Genomic DNA, 20,926 nt, shown 5'->3' with positions numbered 1-20,926 from the left:
CCCCATGCGCGCCACCGTCATCCACGCCCCGTTCGACATCAGGGTGGAGGACGTACCCGACGCGGCGGTCCGGCAGCCCGGTGACGCGGTCGTCCGGGTGGTCCGCGCCTGTATCTGCGGCAGCGACCTGTGGGCGTACCGCGGCGAGGCCGCCCGCGAGCCGGGGCAGCGCATCGGCCACGAATTCCTCGGCGTCGTCGAGGAGACCGGCTCCGAGGTGTCGGGGCTGAGGGCGGGCGACCTGGTCGTCGCCCCCTTCATGTGGTCCGACGGGGTGTGCGAGTACTGCGTCGAGGGGCTGACGACCTCCTGCGTGCACGGCGGCTTCTGGGGCTCGGTCGGCTCCGACGGGGGGCAGGGCGAGGCCGTCCGGGTGCCGTTCGCCGACGCCACCCTGGTCAAGCTGCCCGCCGAGGCGCTCTCCGACGACCGGCTGCTCTCCGGGCTGCTCGCCCTGTCCGACGTCCTGGGCACCGGCCACCACGCCGCCGTCGGCGCCGGTGTCGGCCCCGGCACGACGGTGGCCGTCGTCGGTGACGGCGCGGTCGGCCTGTGCGGGGTGCTCGCCGCCCGGCGGCTGGGCGCGGAGCGGATCATCGCGCTCGGCCGGCACGAGGCGCGCACCGACCTGGCCCGCGCGTTCGGCGCCACCGACGTCGTCGCCGAGCGCGGCGAGGCCGCCGTCGCGGCGGTCCGGGAGCTGACCCGCGGGCAGGGCGCGCACGCCGTCATCGAGGCGGTCGGCACCGAGCAGTCCATGCGCACCGCGGTGGGCATCACCCGCGACGGCGGCGCCATCGGCTACGTCGGCGTCCCGCACGGCAGCGGGACCGGCCTGGACCTCGGCGAGATGTTCAACCGCAACATCGCCCTGCGCGGCGGCGTGGCCCCGGTCCGCAGCTACATCCCGGAGCTGCTCCCCGATGTCCTGTCCGGCGCCGTCGACCCGTCTCCGGTCTTCGACCTCGCGGTCGACCTGGACGGCGTCCCCGGCGGGTACAAGGCGATGGACCAGCGCACCGCACTGAAGACGATCGTCAGGTTCTGACGGCGGACGGACGAACGCCGGGCGCGCCCTTCGATCAGGGCCCGCCCGGCGTCCTCGGTGACCGTTACCCGGTGACGGCTACTTGGTGACGGCGTCCAGGGCGTCGACGATGCCGTACCCGTAGAAGCTGTTCACCCGCTTCGGGCCGGTGCAGGTGGCGTCCTGCACTCCGTTGCCGTCCGGGTCGTACAGGCCCGTCGGGCAGCCGGGGTTGTCGGCCTCGGCCTTGAGGATCCACTGGATCTGCTCGGGTGTGGCGTGCGGGTGCTTGCTCTTGATGAGCGCGGCGACGGCGGCCACGTGCGGGCTGGCCATCGAGGTGCCCTGCAGATATCCATACGTGTTGCCGGGCAGGGTGGACAGGATCCGGCCGTTCGCGTCCGGAGTGCCGGGGATCTGGTATTTGTCTCCACCGGGGGCGGCGACGTCGATGACGCCCCGGCCGTAGCTGGAGTAGTACGACTTGAGGTTCTGCACGCCGGTCGCGGCGACGGTGACGACGCCGGGCAGCTGGGTCGGGATGTCGAAGCACTGGTGCGGGTCGACGGTGCGCGTGACCGGGGTGCCGTCGTCCGGGCTGGACGCGTCGGTGAGCGCGGCCGAGTCCAGGTCGTCGTTGGAGTTGCCGGCCGACGCGACGTTCAGAACGCCCTTGCGCTCGGAGTACTTCGACGCGCGGTTGACGGCGTCGACGATCGCCCGCTGGTCGGGGTCGGCGAGGCAGTTGTACAGCCACGGGTCGATGTAATAGCTGTTGTTCGTCACGGAGATGCCGTGGTCGGCCGCGAAGACGAACGCGCAGACCACGCTCTCCGGGTAGAACAGGCTGGTGACGGGGTCACTGACCTTGATGGCCGCGACCTTGACGTTGGGGGCGACACCGGCCACCCCGACGCCGTTGCGCGCGGCGGCGATCTCGCCCGCCACATGCGTGCCGTGGTAGTCGCTGGCCGGGTCGTACGGGCGCCAGGCGCCCGGGGTCGTGTCGGCCACGCCGCCCACGCAGTTCGCGGACTGCGAGGCGGAGAAGTTCGCGGCGAGGTCCGGGTGCGTGTCGTCGATGCCGGTGTCGATGACACCGACCGTGACCTTGCGGCTGCCCGGGTTGACCTTCGCTGCCTGGTCGGCCTTGATGGCCACCAGGTCCCACTGGTTCGCCTCCAGCGGCTCCTGCGCGGGGCCGGCCTTCGCGGTGGCCGCGGCGACCTGGGCCGCGGTGAGCCGCTCCGGAGCACCCAGTTCGGTGGTCGAGGCGGGGGCGATGGCCGCGGTACGGGTGGCGCCCGCGGTCTGCACCCCGTGGGCCTTGCGTATCTCGGCGGCGAACCCCGGGTTCGCCGAGTGGACGACGATGACGCCAATCTTGTCGTACGAGATGACGACCTGGCCCCCGGCGCGGGCCACCGCACGTTCGACGCTCTTGATGGTGCCGTGGTCCACCTTGGTGTTGACGACGTACGACAGCAGTGGGCCGTCGGCCGCCGCCGTGCTCTCCGCCGCGGCCGCCGAAGCGGCGCCCGGCAGTACGGCGACCGCTGCCGCCAGCGCCATCCCGACGGTCGCCGCGAGCACGCGGCGCCGTCCGGACCGTCTGTGAAGAGGAACCATGGGGTCTCCAATCGTCCAACAACCCGCCCTGACGGCCCGGTTGCCGTTGGACGGGTACATGACGATGGAAACTATCGTCGTACCGGTGGCGCCATCAATGGATTGCGGTCGAAATCCCGGATTCCTACGATTCCCGTTCAATCCGGAGGCGTGTCATCCGCCGCCGTGGCCGGAACGCAGCGCCTCGATGCTCAACAGCGGTATGGCGACCCGCGGTCCGTACCACCGCCCGGGCGCCGCGCGGCCGGCCGGCTGGGGAGCCGCGGCCACCGGAACGGGCAACCGGACGGCCCCGTACGGCAGTCGGCGCGGACCCGGTGGCGGGGAACTCGGCTGGGTGTTCACGGGCGCTGTCCTCGGGCTGACGTCTCGGCCGCGTCGGGGCCGCTCGGCGACGGTGCTGGGCGCTCTGTACAACGAAGCGCCCCGGCCCCGGTGTCGGCCCCGGCCCGGATGGCGGCAGTTTTGCCCCTGGACCTGTTGAACACCTGCCGCCACACCTCTAGCATGCGGTTTCCGATCATCGACGTGACGCAGATCACTCATGGAGGCACCGTGGATCCCGCACCACCGTCCGCCACCCCGGGTCCCCCGACCCCCGCTTCGTACTCCGCGGTGGAGGCGAGTCCGGAATTCGCCGAACTGCGGCACTCCTACCGGGTGTTCGCGTTCCCGGTCACCATCGCCTTCATCACCTGGTACCTGCTGTACGTGCTCCTGTCGAGCTACGCGGGCGGGTTCATGGCGACCAAGGTCGTCGGCAACATCAACGTGGCGTTCGTCTTCGGCCTCGCGCAGTTCCTCACCACGTTCCTCATCGCGTGGATATACGCCCGGTACGCGAACGCCCGGCTCGACCCGGGGGCCGCGGCCCTCAAGGCGCGCCTGGAGAACGGCGCTACGTTGGAGGACCGCTCATGACCACCGGCACGATCAACCTGGCGGCCGAGGCGGCGGCGTCCGAGCACCGCACCCTGATCATCACCCTGTTCTCCGTGTTCGTCGCCATCACCCTCGGCATCACCGTCTGGGCCGGCCGCCAGACGAAGGACGCCACCGACTTCTACGCGGGCGGCCGCGGCTTCACCGGCTTCCAGAACGGGCTGGCGATCTCCGGCGACTACATGTCAGCCGCCTCGTTCCTGGGGATCGCCGGCGCCATCGCGCTCGTCGGCTACGACGGGTTCCTCTACTCGATCGGCTTCCTGGTCGCCTGGCTGGTCGCCCTGCTGCTGGTCGCGGAACCGCTCCGCAACTCCGGCCGCTTCACCATGGCCGACGTGCTCGCCTACCGGCTGCGCCAGCGCCCGGTGCGCACCGCCGCCGGCACCTCGACCATCATCGTGTCGATCTTCTACCTGCTGGCCCAGATGGTCGGCGCGGGCGCTCTGGTCTCGCTGCTGCTCGGTGTCACCGGTGAGGGGCCGAAGCGGCTGATCGTGGCGCTGGTCGGCATCGTCATGGTGCTGTACGTGACGATCGGCGGCATGAAGGGCACCACCTGGGTGCAGATCATCAAGGCCGTGATGCTGATCCTCGGCACCCTGCTGATCACCATCCTGGTGCTCAACAAGTTCCACTGGAACCCGTCCACGCTGCTGGGCGCCGCGGCGGAGAAGAGCGGTCACGGGCACAAGTTCCTGGAGCCCGGCCTCAAGTACGGCGTCGACAGCACCAGCAAGATCAACTTCATCTCGCTGGGCCTGGCCCTCGTCCTGGGCACCGCCGGGCTTCCGCACATCCTGGTCCGCTTCTACACCGTGCCCACGGCGAAGGTCGCCCGCAAGTCCGTGAACTGGGCGATCGGCATCATCGGCGGCTTCTATCTGATGACCATCGCCCTCGGCTTCGGCGCGGCGGCCCTGGTCGGCGCCGCCAAGATCAAGGCGAGCGACAAGTCCGGCAACACCGCGGCGCCGCTGCTCGCCGAGTACGTCGGCGGCGGCCCCGGCACGACCGGCGGCGCGATCCTGCTCGCGGTGATCTCCGCGGTGGCCTTCGCCACCATCCTCGCCGTCGTGGCGGGCCTCACCCTCGCCTCGTCGGCCTCGTTCGCGCACGACCTGTGGGCGAACGTCATCCGCAAGGGCAAGGTCAGCGAGAAGAACGAGGTCGTCACCGCCAAGATCGCCGCGGTCGCGATCGGCGCGGTTTCCATCGGGCTCGGCATGTATGCCACCAAGCTCAACGCGGCTGCCCTGGTGGCGCTCGCCTTCGCGGTCGCCGCCTCCGCCAACCTCCCGACCATCCTCTATAGCCTGTACTGGAAGAAGTTCACCACCTCGGGAGCGACCTGGTCGATCTACGGCGGCCTGGTCTCCTCGGTCGTCCTGGTGATCTTCTCGCCGGTCGTCTCCGGCGCCCAGGACTCGCTCTTCACCGGCAGCGACTTCCACTGGTTCCCGCTGTCCAACCCGGGCATCGTCTCCATCCCGCTCGGCTTCCTGCTCGGCTGGCTGGGCACGGTCCTGTCCAAGGAGGAACCGGACCTCGAGAAGTACAAGGAACTGGAGGTCCGCTCCATGACCGGCGCCGGAGCGCACTGACCCGGGGCGCACTGACCCGGAGCGCACTGACCCGGGACGCACTGACCCGGTGCGCACCGACCCGGAGCGCACCGATCCACCCCTCCACCCCTGTTTCAACAAACTGTTGCATTTGGCGGCCCATCGCGTACGCTGCGGCGATACGCGATGGGCCGCCGTGGTCATAAGCTGGAAGGGCGGGTGCACCTGGTGCCCGCGAGGGAGGCGGAACGCGTGCTGATCGACACCTATGGACGCGTGGCCACCGATCTGCGGGTCTCGCTCACCGACCGGTGCAATTTGCGCTGCACGTACTGCATGCCCGAAGAGGGCCTGCAGTGGCTGGCCAAGCCCGAGCTGCTCACCGACGACGAGATCGTCCGGATGGTGCGGATCGGCGTCACCGACCTCGGCGTCAAAGATGTCCGCTTCACCGGCGGTGAGCCGCTGCTCCGCCCGGGCCTGGTCGGCATCATCGAACGCGTCGCGGCCCTCGAACCCCGCCCCCGCATCTCCCTGACCACCAACGGCATCGGCCTGGGTCGCACCGCGGCCGCCCTGCGCGACGCCGGTCTGAACCGGGTCAACGTCTCCCTCGACACCCTGCGCCCCGACGTCTTCCAGGCCATGACCCGGCGCAAGCGCCACCATGACGTCATCGCCGGGCTCGAGGCGGCCCGCGCCGCCGGCCTGGCCCCGGTCAAGGTCAACGCGGTGCTGATGCGCGGGGTCAACGACGACGAGGCCCCGGAGCTGCTCGCCTGGGCCGTCGAGAACGCGTACGAACTGCGCTTCATCGAGCAGATGCCGCTGGACGCCCAGCACGGCTGGCAGCGCGGCGACATGGTGACCGCGGAAGAGATCCTGGAGAGTCTCGGGACCCGCTTCACGCTCACCCCCGAGCCCAACGGGGCCCGCGGCTCCGCCCCCGCCGAGCGGTGGCTGGTGGACGGCGGCCCGGCCCGGGTCGGCGTCATCGCCTCCGTGACCCGCCCCTTCTGCCGCGCCTGCGACCGCACCCGGCTCACCGCCGACGGCCAGGTCCGCGACTGCCTCTTCGCCCGCACCGAGTCCGACCTGCGCGCCCCGCTGCGCTCCGGTGCCACCGACGCGGAGATCGCCGCGCTGTGGAAGACCGCGATGTGGGGCAAGAAGGCCGGCTCCGGGCTCGATGACCCGTCGTTCCTGCAGCCCGACCGCCCGATGTCGGCGATCGGCGGCTAGGCCGTGTCGGACACATACCGGTGTCCGCCCGGAGGGCGGGGCCCGGGGCGTCTGGTGCGTGTGATCGCACGGCGGAGGGTCGCCCCTGTACCGGACGTACCGGGGCGGCCCGACAACTGGGGGCCCCTCTCAGCGGTAGCTGGGGGAGAGCGCGCGTGCCAGGCGTCCCGGGCCAGGCGGGATGTGTCAGACACGGCCTAGCGCTCCGGGAGGCCCGTCAGGCCTCCGAGGGGCAGGGGTCCGGGGCGTGCTTGCGTCCGCTATCAGGACGCCTCAGGAGCCTCCGGAGCCGCCGGATTCGGTGTCGCCGCGGGGTCTTCCGGCTCCTGCCACTGCCCGAACGGCACGACGTCCTTCAGGAACCCCCGCAGATCCAGGAACCGCGACAGGTGCTCCCGGTGCTCGTCACAGGCGAGCCAGGTCTTGCGGCGGTCCGGGGTGTGCAGTTTGGGGTTGTTCCACGCCAGCACCCACGCGGCGGTGGTGCGGCAGCCCTTGGCCGAGCAGATCGGCGACACGTCGTTCATAGCCGCCAGTAAACATGGCGACGCCGGGCAGCCACGGGGGGAGCCGCCCGGCGTCGGTCCGTCGCTCCGACGGGGGATGCGGAGCGCGTACGAAGTATGTCACGCATGCACCCCGGTCGAGGAGGGGAACCCCATGATTGATCTGAGCTTTTCTTGAGGTTAATCCGGCCGTGGGTGGCTCAGTTCCGACCGCTGTACGGGCCCTCCTGGGATTCCGTTCCCGGCACCACGCGGCCCTCCACGACGGCCTGCTCCAGCATCGGCCGGGTCGGCGGCGGGACGAAGGAGGACGGCAGCGAGGGCGCGTTCTCCCGTCCCGCGTTGGCGATGACCACCGCGACATAGGGCAGCAGAGCGCCCAGCACCAGCGCGACCCAGGCCAGCGGCCGCTGCACGTTCCACAAGGTCACGGTCGCGATGACCGACGCGGTACGGACCAGCATCGAGATGACATAGCGGCGCTGCCGGCCCTGTACGTCCTGCGTCAGACCGGTGCGGGCTCCGGTGATCCGGAAGACCTCACCGTCACTGTGCTTCCGCATCACATTCCACCGTCCGCTCGGCCTCTCGGGCCGTACCGAATTCCGTTGCGGGGACCTGCCCCGGGCCTTACCCACGGTACGCCGCGAGTCCGCCGCATTCGAGACCGGGGCCGCCCCGCGGATGGCGTGCGCACCCCGCCGTACAGCGTACGGACGCCCCCGACATGCGGCGTAGCCCACCTCGGACCAGACTGGCGTCACGAGTGCAATGTCACTTGAACGCGAGGAGGCGTGTGACATGAGTTGGTTGTGGGCGATCATCGTCGGTCTGGTTCTGGGTCTGATCGCGAAAGCGATCCTGCCCGGCAAGCAGGCCATCCCGCTGTGGCTGACCGTGATCTTCGGCATGCTCGGCAGCGTCCTGGGCAATGCCGTGGCGACCTGGATCGGCGTCAACAACACCAGCGGAATCGACTGGACCCGACACCTGCTGCAGTTGCTCGGAGCCATCGCGGTGGTCGCCGTGGGCGACGGACTGTGGGCGGCGATCAGGGGCAAGAGGACGGCCTGACGCCGGCGGTCCGGCCTCTCCTCAGACCTGCCGCTGCCGCAACCGCTCGGCCGGAACCCGGTCGGTCAGCCACACTCCGTTGGCACTGACCCGGAACACGTGGCCCTCCGCGGCCAGCCGGGCGGCGTCCACTTCCAGCACCACGGGACGGCCGTGCCGCGCCCCCACGCGCGCGGCCGTCTCCACGTCCGCCGAGAGGTGGACGTCCTGCCGGGACATCGGCAGCAGCCCGTCCCGCAGGATCAGCGGCAGGGTCGTCGTCGCGGTTCCGTGGAACAGCACGTCGGGCGGCGCCGCGGCCGCCAGCCCGAGGTCCACCGGGACCGAGTGCCCCTGGGTGGCCCGGATCCGCCGGCCGTCCGGCGCGTACTCGTACCGCTTCTTGTTGTTGGTCGCGACGACGTGGTCCAGTTCGGCGCGCGAGAAGCGGCGGCCGGTCCGGTCGCAGGCGGCGATCAGCTCGTCCACCGCCACCCAGCCGCCCTCGTCGAGGGCCAGCCCGACCGCTCCCGGATCGTGCCGCAGCACCAGGGCCAGGAACTTCGAGACCTTGACCGTCCGCTTCTCGTCCACCGTCATCCTCCTCGCGGGCCCCGGCAGGGGCCGGTCAGACTCCCTGGCTGACCGAACTCATGTTGAAGTCCGGGATCCGCATCGCGGGCGCCGCCGCCCGGGTGAAGTAGTCGCTCCACTCGCGCGGCAGCGTCCGCTCGGTGCGGCCCGTCTCGGCGACGCGGCCGAGCAGGTCCACCGGCGACTCGTTGAACCGGAAGTTGTTCACCGCGCCCGTCACCTCGCCGTTCTCGACCAGGTACACGCCGTCCCGGGTGAGGCCGGTGAGCAGCAGCGTCGCCGGATCGACCTCGCGGATGTACCACAGACAGGTCAGCAGCAGCCCGCGCTCGGTGGCCGCCACCATCTCCTCCAGCGACTTCGTGCCGCCGCCGTCCAGGATCAGGTTGTCGGCGGCCGGGGTCACCGGCAGACCGGTGAGGTCCGCGCTGTGCCGGGTGGTGGGCAGCCGGGTGAGCACCCCGTCGCGGATCCAGTCCACCGGGCCGACCGGCAGGCCGTTGTCGAACACCGAGGACTCGTCGCCCGACGCGTGCGCGATGACGAACGGGGCCGACTCCAGACCGGGCGCCGAGGGGTCGCTGCGCAGCGTCAGCGGCAGCTCGGAGAGCTTCTCGCCGACCCGGGTGCCCCCGCCGGGCTTGCTGAACACGGTGCGGCCCTCGGCCGCGTCCCGGGCGCCGGACGACCACAGCTGGTAGATCGCCAGGTCGGCGACGGCTGACGGCGGCAGCAGCGTCTCGTACCGGCCGGCGGGCAGTTCGACGCGCCGCTCGGCCCAGACGAGCCGCTGGGCGAGCTCCGCGTCGAGCGCCGCGGGGTCGACGTCCTTGAAGTCCCGGGTCGAGGCTCCGGCCCAGGCGGAGCGGGAACGGTCCGGCGACTTGGCGTTGAGCTCCATCGTGCCGGTCGGCTGGTCGTGCCGCAGCCGCAGGCCCGTGGAGCTGCCGAGGTAGCTGGAGGTCACCGAGTGGAAGGCGAACCCGTACAGCTGCCGGCCGCCGGCCCGCGCGGTCGCGAAGGACTCGCCCAGCGCGGGGGCGAACGAGCCGAAGACCTCGGAGGAGGTCTCGGCGGGCGGCTCGGTGAAGCCGGCGGAGTGCGCGCGGCCCTCGACGAGCGGCTGCGCGTCCTCGGCGGGACCCGCCGCGCGGGCCGCCTCCTCGGCGGCCCGGACCAGCGGCTCCAGGTCGTCGGCGGACACCGCGGAGCGGGACACCACGCCGGAGGCGGCGCCCTGCGCGCCGTTCACGGTCGCGATGACGGTGAGCGTGCGGCCGCGGGTGACGCCGTTGGTGGTCAGGGCGTTGCCCGCCCAGCGCAGGTTGGCGCTGGACTCCTCGTCCGCGATGACGACGCAGCCATCGGCGCGGGACAGCGCCAGGGCGCGCTCGACGATCTCGTGCGGAGCGGTGCTGCGGGGGCTCATCGGCCGGCCTCCTGGGTCGTGTTCAGGATGTTGACACCGCGGAACAACGCGGACGGGCAGCCGTGGCTGACCGCCGCGACCTGCCCCGGCTGGGCCTTGCCGCAGTTGAAGGCGCCGCCGAGCACGTACGTCTGCGGGCCGCCGACGGCTTCCATCGAGCCCCAGAAGTCGGTGGTCGTGGCCTGGTAGGCGACGTCCTTGAGCTGGCCCGCGAGCCGGCCGTTCTCGATCCGGAAGAACCGCTGGCCGGTGAACTGGAAGTTGTAGCGCTGCATGTCGATCGACCACGAGCGGTCGCCGACGATGTAGATGCCGCGCTCGACACCGCCGATCAGCTCCTGCGTCGACGGTCCGTCCGGCGCCGGCTGGAGCGACACGTTGGCCATCCGCTGCACCGGCACATGGCCGGCGGAGTCGGCGAACGCGCAGCCGTTGGACCGTTCGAAGCCGGTGAGCTTCGCGATCCGGCGGTCCAGCTGGTACCCGACCAGGGTGCCGTCCTTCACCAGGTCCCAGGTCTGCCCGGCGACGCCCTCGTCGTCGTAGCCGATGGTCGCGAGGCCGTGCTCCGCGGTGCGGTCGCCGGTGACGTTCATCAGCGCGGAGCCGTACTTCAACGTGCCCAGCTGGTCGAAGGTCGCGAAGGAGGTGCCTGCGTAGGCCGCCTCGTAGCCCAGCGCCCGGTCCAGCTCGGTGGCGTGGCCGATCGACTCGTGGATCGTCAGCCACAGGTTGGACGGGTCCACGACGACGTCGTACGAACCGGCCTCGACGGTCGGCGCCAGCATCTTCTCCGCCAGCAGTTCCGGGATCTCCGCGAGTTCGGCGTCCCAGTCCCAGCCGGTGCCCGTCAGGTACTCCCAGCCGCGGCCGACCGGCGGGGCCAGGGTGCGCATGGAGTCGAAGTCACCGCTGGCGGGGTCGACCGCGACCGCGGTGAGCTGCGGGTGCAGCCGCACCCGTTGCTGCGTGGTGCTGGTGCCCGCGGAGTCCGCGTAGAACTTGTTCTCCTGGACGGTCATCAGGGACGCGTCCGCGTGCGCGACGCCCTTGGCGGCGAGCAGCCGGCCACTCCACTCGGCGAGCAGCGCCGTCTTCTCCGCGTCCGGGACGTCGAAGGGGTTGGTCCCGTACGCGGAGACCCACACCTTCTCCGCGTGCACCGGCTCGTCCGCCAGCTCGACCCGCTCGTCGGATCCCGCGGCGGCGATCACCTTCGCCGACAGCCGCGCCATGGCGACCGCCTGGCCGGCGACGCGCGCGGCCGCGTCCATCGTCAGATCGACGCCGGACGCGAAGCCCCAGGCGCCGCCGTGCACGACCCGGACCGCGTACCCGGTGTCGGTGGTGTCCGTGGTGCCGGACGGCCGGGCGTCCCGGAGCCGGTGCGTGGCGCTGCGGATGCGTTCGAAGCGGAAGTCCGCGTGCTCCGCTCCGAGCGCCCTGGCGCGGGCGAGTGCCGCGTCGGCCAGCGCCCGCAGTGGCAGCGCCAGGAATGACTGATCGACCTCGTGAGGCACAGCGGCCTCCCCCTTCGCCCAATTCGACAGGTCTGCTTCGACAGGTCTCCGCAGTGAATCATGCCGCTCGGACAGCCCGGGGGCCACGGTATCTCCGGCGCGTCCGCCCCAGCGATGATGATCCGTCAGAACCCGGCAGTGGCACGCCTCTTGTCGTTGGTCCAGACCAATCCTATGCTCAGGGCTGCTGGTCCCCCACGCCTTTGTCCGCGCAGTCCTGAGAAACAGCACGACAAGGAGCCCCCCCATGCCAACCCCCCACCTTCCGGCCCTCCGCGTGCCCCCGCCCCGGCTGCCCGCCGTCCGCCGTGCCGCGGTGATCGGTGCCGCCGGCGCCGCGGCGCTGGCGCTCGTCGCGCTCACTCCGGCGTCCGCGAGCGCGCACGGCGCCCTCAGCAGCCCCGTCAGCCGGATATCCGCCTGCTACGCCGAAGGCCCCGAGCACCCCCAGTCGCAGGTCTGCAAGGACCTGGTCGCCATGAGCGGCACGCAGCCGCTGTACGACTGGAACGAGGTCAACATCGCCAACGCCGACGGCCACAGCCGGGACATCATCCCCGACGGCAAGCTGTGCTCGGCCAACCGCGACAAGTACAAGGCCCTCGACATGGCCCGTACCGACTGGCCGGCCACCTCCGTCACCGCCGGCTCCCGCGCCATCGCCTTCCGGGTCACCGCGCCCCACCGCGGCGTCATGACCCTCTACATCACCAAGGCCGGCTACGACCCGACGAAGCCGCTCAAGTGGTCGGACCTGGACACCACCCCGATCGCCACTTACACCACCAGCTCCACCGTGACGGGCGGCTCCTACAACTTCACCGCGAACCTGCCCAGCCGCTCCGGCCGCCACCTGATCTACCAGGTCTGGCAGCGCACCGACAGCCCCGAGGCGTTCTACGGCTGCTCCGATGTCGTCTTCGGACAGGGCGGCACGGGAACCGCGGGCACCGCCGCCGCGGCCCCGGCGGCGCCCAGCGAACAGCAGATCGCCGCCGGGACGAGCCGGTCGACCGTCAGCCACCACGGCCACGGCGGGGACACCTCGCTCGTCGCGCAGAACACGGCGGCGAGCGGCCGGGCCGCCGGCACCCTGAGGACGGCACTCGGCGGCAGCGCCGTCCTCGCCGCCGGAGCCGTCGGCATGATCCTGCGCGGCCGGCGCCGGACGGCGTCGCGCACCCAGGCGTAGCAAGGTCGACTGTAGGGACCCGACAGGGACAGCCTGATGCCCCTGTCGGGGCCGGTTCCCCGGATCTCCACCCGGACCGATAGTTTCGTGGTGATAGCCACAACTATGGGAAAGGGTGATCCGTTGAGCCGCTCGGTTCTCGTCACCGGAGGAAACCGGGGCATCGGCCTCGCCATCGCCCAGGCCTTCGCCGACGCGGGCGACAAGGTCGCCATCACGTACCGCTCGGGCGAGCCACCGGCGGGTTTCCTCGCGGTCCGCTGCGACATCACGGACGCCGAGCAGGTCGAGCAGGCCTACAAGGAGATCGAGGAGAAGCAGGGCGCGGTCGAGGTGCTGATCGCCAACGCCGGCGTCACCCGCGACCAGCTGCTGCTCCGGATGACCGACGAGGACTTCACCTCGGTCCTGGACACGAACCTCACGGGCACCTTCCGCGTCGTCAAGGCCGCCGCCCGGAAGATGCTGCGGGCCCGCAAGGGGCGCATCGTCCTCATCTCCTCGGTCGTGGGCCTGCTCGGCTCCGCCGGCCAGGCGAACTACGCCGCCTCCAAGGCCGGCCTGGTCGGCTTCGCGCGCTCGCTCGCCCGTGAACTCGGCTCGCGCAACATCACCGTGAACGTCGTCGCCCCGGGCTTCGTGGACACCGACATGACGCGCGCGCTCACCGACGAGCAGCGCGCCAAGTACCTCGGTCAGATCCCGCTGGGCCGTTACGCGCAGGGCGAGGAGATCGCCTCCTCGGTCCGCTTTCTCGCCTCCGACGAGGCCGCATACATCACTGGTGCCGTCATTCCCGTAGACGGCGGATTGGGCATGGGTCACTGATCACCATGAGTGGAATTCTCGAAGGCAAGCGCATCCTGATCACCGGAGTGCTGATGGAGTCCTCCATCGCGTTCCACACCGCCAAGCTGGCGCAGGAGCAGGGCGCCGAGATCATCCTCACCGCCTTCCCGCGGCCCACCCTGACCGAGCGCATCGCCAGGAAGCTGCCGAAGCCCACCAAGGTCATCGAGCTGGACGTGACCAACGCCGAGCACCTCGGCTCGCTCGCGGACACCGTCCGCGCCGAGCTGGGCAGCCTCGACGGCGTGGTGCACTCCATCGGCTTCGCCCCGCAGGACGCGCTGGGCGGCAACTTCCTCAACGCCCCGTGGGAGTCCGTCGCCACCGCGATGCACGTCTCCGCGTTCTCGCTGAAGTCGCTCACCATGGCGTGCCTGCCGCTGATGAGCAACGGCGGCGGCTCGGTCGTCGGCCTCACCTTCGACGCGCAGTACGCCTGGCCGCAGTACGACTGGATGGGCCCGGCCAAGGCCGCGCTGGAGGCCACCTCCCGCTACCTCGCCCGCGATCTGGGCAAGCAGAACGTGCGCTGCAACCTGATCTCGGCCGGGCCGATCGGCTCGATGGCCGCCAAGTCCATCCCGGGCTTCGGGGAACTCGCGGACGTCTGGAACCACCGCTCCCCCCTGGAGTGGGACATGTCCGACCCCGAGCCGACCGGCCGCGGTGTCGTCGCCCTGCTCTCGGACTGGTTCCCGAAGACGACCGGCGAGATCATCCACGTCGACGGCGGCCTGCACGCGGTCGGAGCCTGACCCGTACGGCTCCCGACCCGTACCGCTCCCGACCCACGGCGAACGCCCGGTCCCGACGCCTCGACGGCGTCCGGGACCGGGCGTTTCCCGTGGTCGGCCGGGTTACGCGGCGCCCAGCCCCCGGCAGTGGAACGCGTGCCCAGCCGCCTCGGCGGCGGCCGCCTCCGCGTCGCCGGCGCGGATCGCCTCGACCAGCCGGGCGTGGTCCAGGTGCTGCTCGGGGCGCAGCACCTCGCCGACGTCCGCGCGCAGGAAGTCGCGGAGCACCTCGCCGAGGTCCGCGTAGAGCTGGACCAGCACGTCGTTGTGCGAGGCGCCGACGATCGCCAAATGCAGCGTCGCGTCCGCGTCGACGAACGCGGTGGCGTCCCCCGATTCCCAGGCCCGCTCGCGGCGGTCCAGCAGAGTGTCGAGATGGCGCAGATCGCGGTCGGTGCGGCGGGCGGCGGCCAGCCCGGCGGCGGACGCCTCCAGGGCGCTGCGCAGCTCGGCGACATGCCGCGGGTCGGCGTCCGCGAACCGGCGGTGCATGACGCCCGCCAGCTCGCTGGTGGCCAGGACCCAGGTGCCGGAGCCCTGCCGGATGTCGAGCAGGCCGTTGTGCGCCAGGGCCCTGACCGCCTCACGGACGGTGTTGCGGGCGACGCCGAGCTGTTCGACCAGCTCGGGCTCGGTCGGGATGCGGGAGCCGACCGGCCACTCACCGGACGTGATCTGGGTGCGCAGCCGGGCGATCACCTGGTCGGCGAGCGTGGACTGCCGGGGGAGTGGGCCGAGATTCATCCCATCATTCTATGATGGGCGCATGCGCGATGACGAACCCCTCACCCTCGACCGCGACGAAACCGTGTCCCCACCGGACCCGGAGCTGGCCCCCGCCCCGTCCCCCGGACGGGAGGCGGCGGCGCTCCCCGGCTGGACGCGGCGCCTCGTCCTCGCCGGGCTGATCCTCGCCGCGCTCAACCTCCGCCCCGCGGTCACCAGCCTCGGGCCGCTGATGAAGGAGGTGCGGGCCGGCCTCGGCATGAGCGGGGCCGTGGCCGGGCTCCTCACCTCCGTGCCCGCGCTGTGCTTCGCGCTCTTCGGGATCGCCGCCCCGCGCCTCGCCCGCCGCTTCGGCGCGGGCGCCGTGGTGTGCGCGGGCATGGCGGCCATCGCCACGGGACTACTGCTGCGCCCGTTCGCGAACGGCACCGTCCTGTTCCTCGCCGCCAGCGCTGTCGCGCTGGCCGGCATAGCGGTCGGCAACATCCTGATGCCGGTGATCGTCAAGCGGTACTTCCCCGACCGGGTCGGCGCGATGACCGGGCTCTACTCGATGGCGCTCTCGCTGGGCACCGCGGCCGCCGCCGCGGCGACCGTGCCCCTGACCTCCGCCATGGGCCACGGCTGGCGGCTCGGCCTCGGCGTCTGGGCGGCGCTCGCCGTCGTCGCGATCGTGCCGTGGCTCGGTCTGGTCCGGGACCGCGGCGCCGCGGGGCGGCCCACCCCCAGCGCCCCCAGCGCCCCCAGCGCCCCCAGCGCCGCGGGCGCCGGCACGGCGGAGGGCGGCGGACGGATCGTCCGCAGCCCCACGGCCTGGGCGCTGGCCTGCTTCTTCGGGCTGCAGGCCACCGCCGCCTACGTCACGATGGGTTGGATGCCGCAGATCTTCCGCGACGCGGGGCTCTCCGCCGGCACCGCGGGGGCGCTGCTGGCCGTGACGATGGTGATGGGTGTCCCACTCTCCTTCGCGCTGCCCTCGCTCGCCGGCCGGATGCGGCACCAGGGCCCGCTCGTCGTCGTCCTCGCGCTCTTCGGCCTCGCGGGGTACACCGGCCTGTGGCTGGCCCCGGCCGGCGCCCCCTGGGTGTGGGCCCTGCTGCTCGGCATCGCCAACTGCGCCTTCCCGCTGGCCCTGACGATGGTCGGGATGCGCTCGCGCACCGGCGCGGGAGTGGTCCGGCTCTCCGCCTTCGCGCAGAGCACCGGCTACCTGATCTCGATCCCGGGACCGATCCTGGTCGGCGCCCTCTACCAGCACAGCGGCGGCTGGGACCTGCCCATCGCGCTGATGGCCGCGCTCATGCTGCCGCAGATCGCCGTCGGCGTGCTGGCCGGGCGCAACCGGTACATCGAGGACGAACTGTGAGCGCGCCGCGGGCCACCCCGCCGCCGTCCGCACCGGCGCCGATGCGAGACTGGGACCATGCCCGTACTCGAGCCCAACCCCCCGAACAGCCAGAAGCGGCTGATGGTCATCATCGGCCTGATGCTGGCCGTTCCGGCCTTCGTCGCGGTCATCGCGACCGTCGCGGCCAGGTTCGGCTGAGCCACCCAGGACCGAGCCCGGACCGCCGCTGAACCGCCGCTGAACCGCCGCCCCTGAGGCCGATGGTGGGGACAACCCCACCATCCCTAGGGGGGCCAGGTCAGGGTCGAGTGGGTGGCCCGCCCGATGGGATCTTCGAGCGCCCTTCCGTAGTTTCGAAGGGTCAGCACATCCCAGCACTCCACCGAGGCGGTCACCGTGTCCACCCAGCCCGTCCAGGCACACACCCGGCCCTCGCGGCACTCGGTCGGCCGAGGGGTCGGCGGGGTCCAGACGCGCCTGCCGTGGTGGGCCGTCGCGCTCCCCGCGCTGGCCTTCGCCGCGCTGCTCATGCTGATCGCGGGACCCGGTCAGACCGACACCGGGGCGGCCGAGCCCGCCGGCCACCTCATCGCCCGTATCGCGGACGAGCTCCCCGGCCTGGCCCAGCGCCTGCTGTGACCCCCCGCACCGACCGGCGGGCACGGGCCGTGACGGCCAGCCCGCGCCTGATCGCGGATTTTCTGGAAAGCTGAGGGGCATGAGCGTCGACTCGCCCCGCACGATCGTCCTACTCCGTCACGCCAAGGCCGACTGGCCCGCGGTCGCCGACCACGAGCGGCCGCTGGCCGAACGCGGTCGCACGGACGCCTCTGTGGCCGGCCGCCGACTCGCCGACGCGGAGATCGCCCCCGACCTGGTCCTGTGCTCCACCGCCGCCCGTACCCGGGAGACCTGGAAGCTCGCCGCGCACGAGATGCCGCAGCGGCCCAGGACGGTCTACGAGGAGCGGCTGTACGAAGCCGGCCTGGGCGACCTGCTGGCCCTGCTCAACGAGACCCCGGAAGAGATCGGCACCCTGCTGGTCGTCGGCCACAACCCCGGCGTGCACGCCCTCGCCGACGCCCTCGCGGGCAGCGCCGAGGCGGACGCCCTCGCCCGGATGAACCGCGGCGGCTTCCCGACCGCGGCCTTCGCCGTCATCACGTTCTCCGGCTCCTGGAAGTCCGTGGAGCACGGCGTCGGCAGGCTGGCCGACTACTGGGTGCCGCACGAGGCCTGAGTCCCGACCCTCCCGGGGGCTACTCGCCCGGGCCGGACTCCGGCGGGGTGCCGTCCAGCGCGTCGGCCGCCTCGACCTCTTCGCGCGTGATGCCCAGCAGGTACAGGACGGTGTCGAGGAACGGCACGTTGACCGCGGTGTCGGCGGCCTGCCGGACGACCGGCTTGGCGTTGAAGGCGACGCCCAGTCCCGCCGCGTTCAGCATGTCCAGGTCGTTGGCCCCGTCACCGATCGCGACGGTCTGGCTCAGCGGCACCCCGGCCTGCTCGGCGAAGCTCCGCAGCAGCCGCGCCTTGCCGGCCCGGTCCACGATCGGCCCCGTCACCCGGCCGGTGAACTTCCCGTCCACCACCTCCAGGGTGTTGGCGGCCGCGAAGTCCAGCCCCAGCCGCTCCTTGAGATCGTCGGTGACCTGGGTGAAGCCGCCCGAGACGACCCCCACCTGGTAGCCGAGCCGCTTGAGCGTGCGGATCAGGGTGCGGGCGCCCTTGGTCAGCCGGACCTCGGCGCGCACCTTGTCCGCGACCGACTCGTCGAGACCCGCCAGCAGCGCGACCCGCGCGTGCAGCGACTGCTCGAAGTCCAGCTCACCGCGCATCGCCGCGGCGGTGACCTCCGCGACCTCCGCCTCGCACCCGGCGTGCGCGGCGAAGAGCTCGATCACCTCGTCCTGGATGACGGTGGAGTCGACGTCCATGACCACCAGCCGCTGCGCCCTGCGGTGCAGCCCGGCCGGGACCACCGCCACGTCCACCCCGCGCGCGGCCGCCTCCGTCGCCAGCGCGGAGCGCAAAGCCAGCGGATCGGGCGCCCGAGACGGCGAACTCGACCGCGGTGACCGGATACTTGGCGAGCCGGAAGATACGGTCGATGTTGCCGCCGGTGCCGGTGATACAGGCCGCTATGGCGGCGGTCGACTCGGCGGTCAGCGGGTGGCCCAGGACCGTCACGTGGGAACGTCCCTCACCGCGCGGCCGGTTGTCACCGATGCCGGAGATGATCTCGGCCTGCATCTTGATCGACTCGGACCAGCTGTGCACGGTGGAGCGCAGCTCGCCCTCCGCGCCGGGAGCGGTCGGCGCGGTCACCAGCGCGCAGAGCACCATCCGGCCCCGGGTGACGACCTGCTCGATGTCCACGACGTCGACGCCGAACGCGGCGAGGGTGTCGAAGAGTCCGGCGGTGATGCCTGGGCGGTCCTTGCCGAAGATCTTGACGAGGAGGGTGGGCGCGTCCGCGGAGGGAACGGCGGCGACAGGGATGGGCTGCGTGGCGTCGTTCATGGTGACACCACCGTATCCGGCGCCCTCAAGGACACGACGAGCCGTCCCGCGTGGCGGACACCCGTACGGACCCAGGAGGAGCAATCAACCGGAATGCCCCCCTCTACCGCCTTCCGCAGGCGCCGCTCAGCGCCGTCGGGGCGGCGCTCCCGGTGGGGGCGGGGGTTCGCCCGGCGGGTCCGGCCACTTGTCGGAGCCGCCGCGGCCACCGGAGCGGCGCGGCAGCGGCGGGGGCAGCGGAGTGCCGGCCACCGTCTGGGCCGCGTGCGGCGACCCACCGCCGGTGCCTGCGGCGGACCCGGCGGACCCGGCCGACTGCTGGTACGGGTTCGGCCCGTCCTCCTCCGGCCGGTACACCGGGCTGGGCACGTACGGCCCCGGCTCGTAGGCGACGGCCGGGTACGTCCGCGCGGAGCCGGAGCCGGAGTCGTTGTGCGCGCCCTCCGGGGGCCTGCCGAGCGCCAGGGGCGCCGCCTGCCGCCCCGCGGCGCCGGTCGCCAACGCCAGCAGCGCGCCCGCGCCGCCCGCCCCCGCGCCCCAGACCGCGCCCAGCAGCAGCGCCCACGGGGCACTGCCGTGCAGCTCTATCCCGGCTCCGACGGCGTCGAAGCCGAAGACCGACAGGTTCGCGTTGACCGAGACGCCGGTGAGCCACACCAGCAGCGGGAACGCGACGGCCGACGCGACCCCCAGCCGCAGCGCGCAGCGCCCCACGAACCCGGCGCGCGGGCCGGCCCCGAGCGGGGTGCGGGTCGCGGTGAGCGCGCCCGCCGTCAGCATCATCAGCGCAACCGCGACCGGCAGCAGCCAGACCCGGTTGTCCAGGTCGGCGAGCCGGCCGAGCGTGATGGGCTCGTTGACCCCGTCGCTCAGCAGTTTGTCGACGGGATGGGGCAGCAGCTTGGCGAGTTCGCCGGTGGCGACGCCCTTCCACTGGACGAACAGGCCCAGCGGCACCGCCAGCCAGACCCCGTTGGGCGCCCCCAGCAGCGCGGCGCCCATGATGCGGCCCGGCTCGTCACCGGTGACCGCCGCGTACCCGGCGGCGGCGAACCCCGCCGCGACCGCGAGCACCAGCACTCCGCAGAGCGCCGAAACGGTTGGCCGCACCACCCGGTGCACCGCCTGCCAACCCGGCGGCAGCGGCGTACGGCGTGAGGCGAGCAGCGCGAGCAACAGCACCGCCAGCACCCACACCAGGCCGCGCAGCAGCGTGGGGACGGTGTCGACGTGGAAGCCGACCGACGTCTTGGCCTTGATCAGACCCTCCAACCCGTCGGAGAGTCCGCTGCCCCCGATGCCGGGCAGCTTGTCCAGCAGACCGCCGGTCTGCGACGAGCCGAGCGAGGCGCCGTCGATGGCGATGGTGTCCTGGCCGGCCCAGGCGAGGCCGCCGAGCAGGACCAGGAAGAGCACGGCGACCGAGAGCACCCGGGCGGCCAGTTCGCCGGCGGGGACGACCGTCCCGGCCTTGCGCAACGACCGCAGGAAGACCCACGCCAGCAGCAGCGCTCCCACCAGGGCGACGCCCAACGGCATGACGCCGATGGCGCCCTGCGTCCCCATGCCGTCCATCCCGAACACGGCGACGTCGCCGGACGGGCTGACCCGGCCGCCCGCGGCCATCGCGACCACCGCCGCCGTCATCGGTCCGAGCGAGCCGGCGGTGTCCGCCCCGAGTAAGTGCAGACCGAGCGCGGCGGTGCCCGTCATGGCCAGAAACGCCCAACTCACGGACGCGACGGCGGAGAGCAGTACGCTCACCCAGGGCGTGGTCCTAACGGTCATCCCGGCCCTCCGAGGTCGTGTCCTTGGGCGGTTACTACTCTCCGGTGGCTTTTGAGCACAGTCAACGCTGCCGGCGGGCGTACTTGTCGGAGGGCGGGTTCCGGTTCGACTGCCGGGCCTGAAATAGTTCCTCCCGATGTTCGCAATCCCTAGACTCCCCGCATGGGGAAATACCGGGGGACAACTTTTGGGGCTTGGG

Annotated in this window: 21 protein-coding genes and 1 pseudogene; 12 read left to right on the top strand and 10 right to left on the bottom strand. The window is 72.1% G+C overall.

Annotated elements, in window-relative coordinates; translation table 11 throughout:
* Positions 1 to 4: 4 nt before the first annotated feature.
* Entirely contained in the window at positions 5 to 1,048 is a 1,044-nt protein-coding gene (locus tag M2266_RS08405; protein WP_277437599.1) for a zinc-dependent alcohol dehydrogenase family protein, read from the top strand.
* Positions 1,049 to 1,126: 78 nt separating this feature from the next.
* On the opposite strand, the gene M2266_RS08400 is transcribed toward M2266_RS08405, so the two are convergent.
* Positions 1,127 to 2,656 (bottom strand): S8 family serine peptidase, encoded by a 1,530-nt coding sequence (locus tag M2266_RS08400; RefSeq protein ID WP_277437598.1) that lies wholly within the window; start codon positions 2,654 to 2,656, stop codon positions 1,127 to 1,129.
* Positions 2,657 to 2,809: 153 nt separating this feature from the next.
* Complete coding sequence (locus M2266_RS08395; protein WP_277437597.1) at positions 2,810 to 3,001, bottom strand: hypothetical protein; 192 nt, start codon at positions 2,999 to 3,001, stop codon at positions 2,810 to 2,812.
* Positions 3,002 to 3,163: 162 nt separating this feature from the next.
* Between M2266_RS08395 and M2266_RS08390 the strand changes: the two genes are divergently transcribed.
* From M2266_RS08390 to moaA, 3 genes are all read left to right on the top strand, one after another.
* Positions 3,164 to 3,577: a DUF485 domain-containing protein gene (locus tag M2266_RS08390; RefSeq protein WP_277437596.1), complete on the top strand. Its 414-nt coding sequence runs from the start codon at positions 3,164 to 3,166 to the stop codon at positions 3,575 to 3,577.
* The gene (locus M2266_RS08385; RefSeq protein WP_277437595.1) at positions 3,574 to 5,202 is read left to right on the top strand and encodes a cation acetate symporter; all 1,629 of its coding nucleotides are present in this window, start codon (positions 3,574 to 3,576) and stop codon (positions 5,200 to 5,202) included. Before M2266_RS08390 ends, M2266_RS08385 begins: the two co-directional genes overlap by 4 nt.
* Positions 5,203 to 5,415: 213 nt before the next feature.
* On the top strand, positions 5,416 to 6,405 hold the full coding sequence (gene moaA / locus M2266_RS08380) for a GTP 3',8-cyclase MoaA (RefSeq protein ID WP_277441108.1): 990 nt from the start codon (positions 5,416 to 5,418) through the stop codon (positions 6,403 to 6,405).
* Between the two features lie 263 nt (positions 6,406 to 6,668).
* Here moaA and M2266_RS08375 read toward each other — a convergent pair whose 3' ends face one another.
* Both M2266_RS08375 and M2266_RS08370 read right to left on the bottom strand, forming a co-directional pair.
* Positions 6,669 to 6,932 (bottom strand): hypothetical protein, encoded by a 264-nt coding sequence (locus tag M2266_RS08375; RefSeq protein ID WP_277437594.1) that lies wholly within the window; start codon positions 6,930 to 6,932, stop codon positions 6,669 to 6,671.
* 179 nt (positions 6,933 to 7,111) lie between these two features.
* The gene (locus tag M2266_RS08370; RefSeq protein WP_277437593.1) at positions 7,112 to 7,477 is read right to left on the bottom strand and encodes a DUF3099 domain-containing protein; all 366 of its coding nucleotides are present in this window, start codon (positions 7,475 to 7,477) and stop codon (positions 7,112 to 7,114) included.
* Between the two features lie 235 nt (positions 7,478 to 7,712).
* Here M2266_RS08370 and M2266_RS08365 point away from each other — a divergent pair, with 235 nt between their 5' ends.
* Positions 7,713 to 7,985 carry a GlsB/YeaQ/YmgE family stress response membrane protein gene (locus M2266_RS08365; RefSeq protein WP_277437592.1) on the top strand — a complete coding sequence of 91 codons (273 nt, stop codon included), beginning with the start codon at positions 7,713 to 7,715 and terminating at the stop codon, positions 7,983 to 7,985.
* Positions 7,986 to 8,006: 21 nt separating this feature from the next.
* Here M2266_RS08365 and M2266_RS08360 read toward each other — a convergent pair whose 3' ends face one another.
* From M2266_RS08360 to M2266_RS08350, 3 genes are read right to left on the bottom strand one after another with little or no spacing between them, the layout of a single operon-like run.
* Complete coding sequence (locus M2266_RS08360) at positions 8,007 to 8,558, bottom strand: RNA 2'-phosphotransferase (RefSeq protein ID WP_277437591.1); 552 nt, start codon at positions 8,556 to 8,558, stop codon at positions 8,007 to 8,009.
* A 34-nt stretch (positions 8,559 to 8,592) separates the two neighbouring features.
* Positions 8,593 to 9,987 (bottom strand): metallopeptidase TldD-related protein, encoded by a 1,395-nt coding sequence (locus M2266_RS08355; protein ID WP_277437590.1) that lies wholly within the window; start codon positions 9,985 to 9,987, stop codon positions 8,593 to 8,595.
* A complete protein-coding gene (locus M2266_RS08350) occupies positions 9,984 to 11,507 on the bottom strand; it encodes a TldD/PmbA family protein (RefSeq protein ID WP_277437589.1) in 1,524 nt (507 codons plus the stop codon). Before M2266_RS08350 ends, M2266_RS08355 begins: the two co-directional genes overlap by 4 nt.
* A 247-nt stretch (positions 11,508 to 11,754) precedes the next feature.
* Between M2266_RS08350 and M2266_RS08345 the strand changes: the two genes are divergently transcribed.
* The 3 genes from M2266_RS08345 to fabI all read left to right on the top strand — a co-directional run bounded on the left by M2266_RS08345 (position 11,755) and on the right by fabI (position 14,303).
* Complete coding sequence (locus tag M2266_RS08345) at positions 11,755 to 12,699, top strand: lytic polysaccharide monooxygenase (protein WP_277437588.1); 945 nt, start codon at positions 11,755 to 11,757, stop codon at positions 12,697 to 12,699.
* A gap of 123 nt (positions 12,700 to 12,822) precedes the next feature.
* Positions 12,823 to 13,527, top strand: a complete 705-nt coding sequence (gene fabG / locus M2266_RS08340; protein WP_277437587.1) for a 3-oxoacyl-[acyl-carrier-protein] reductase — start codon at positions 12,823 to 12,825, stop codon at positions 13,525 to 13,527.
* A 5-nt stretch (positions 13,528 to 13,532) separates the two neighbouring features.
* Entirely contained in the window at positions 13,533 to 14,303 is a 771-nt protein-coding gene (gene fabI, locus M2266_RS08335) for an enoyl-ACP reductase FabI (protein ID WP_250991543.1), read from the top strand.
* 102 nt (positions 14,304 to 14,405) lie between these two features.
* Here the strand turns inward: fabI and M2266_RS08330 are convergent, their stop codons facing one another.
* Complete coding sequence (locus tag M2266_RS08330; protein ID WP_277437586.1) at positions 14,406 to 15,086, bottom strand: FCD domain-containing protein; 681 nt, start codon at positions 15,084 to 15,086, stop codon at positions 14,406 to 14,408.
* Positions 15,087 to 15,108: 22 nt separating this feature from the next.
* Between M2266_RS08330 and M2266_RS08325 the strand changes: the two genes are divergently transcribed.
* From M2266_RS08325 to M2266_RS08310, 4 genes are all read left to right on the top strand, one after another.
* Positions 15,109 to 16,434 carry an MFS transporter gene (locus tag M2266_RS08325; protein WP_277437585.1) on the top strand — a complete coding sequence of 442 codons (1,326 nt, stop codon included), beginning with the start codon at positions 15,109 to 15,111 and terminating at the stop codon, positions 16,432 to 16,434.
* Between the two features lie 57 nt (positions 16,435 to 16,491).
* Complete coding sequence (locus M2266_RS08320) at positions 16,492 to 16,614, top strand: SGM_5486 family transporter-associated protein (protein ID WP_277437584.1); 123 nt, start codon at positions 16,492 to 16,494, stop codon at positions 16,612 to 16,614.
* 198 nt (positions 16,615 to 16,812) lie between these two features.
* The gene (locus M2266_RS08315) at positions 16,813 to 17,055 is read left to right on the top strand and encodes a hypothetical protein (RefSeq protein WP_277437583.1); all 243 of its coding nucleotides are present in this window, start codon (positions 16,813 to 16,815) and stop codon (positions 17,053 to 17,055) included.
* A 79-nt stretch (positions 17,056 to 17,134) separates the two neighbouring features.
* Positions 17,135 to 17,656, top strand: a complete 522-nt coding sequence (locus tag M2266_RS08310; RefSeq protein ID WP_277437582.1) for a histidine phosphatase family protein — start codon at positions 17,135 to 17,137, stop codon at positions 17,654 to 17,656.
* Positions 17,657 to 17,675: 19 nt separating this feature from the next.
* On the opposite strand, the pseudogene serB reads toward M2266_RS08310, so the two are convergent.
* Positions 17,676 to 18,939, bottom strand: a pseudogene (gene serB / locus M2266_RS08305) (phosphoserine phosphatase SerB).
* A gap of 126 nt (positions 18,940 to 19,065) precedes the next feature.
* Positions 19,066 to 20,727 carry a streptophobe family protein gene (locus M2266_RS08300; RefSeq protein WP_277437581.1) on the bottom strand — a complete coding sequence of 554 codons (1,662 nt, stop codon included), beginning with the start codon at positions 20,725 to 20,727 and terminating at the stop codon, positions 19,066 to 19,068.
* Positions 20,728 to 20,926: the final 199 nt, after the last annotated feature.

Source organism: Streptomyces sp. SPB162, assembly GCF_029504575.1.
Classification (GTDB): Bacteria; Actinomycetota; Actinomycetes; order Streptomycetales; family Streptomycetaceae; genus Actinacidiphila.
Note: the sequence above shows the minus strand (reverse complement) of the source record. Positions and strands in the feature narration are given on the sequence as shown.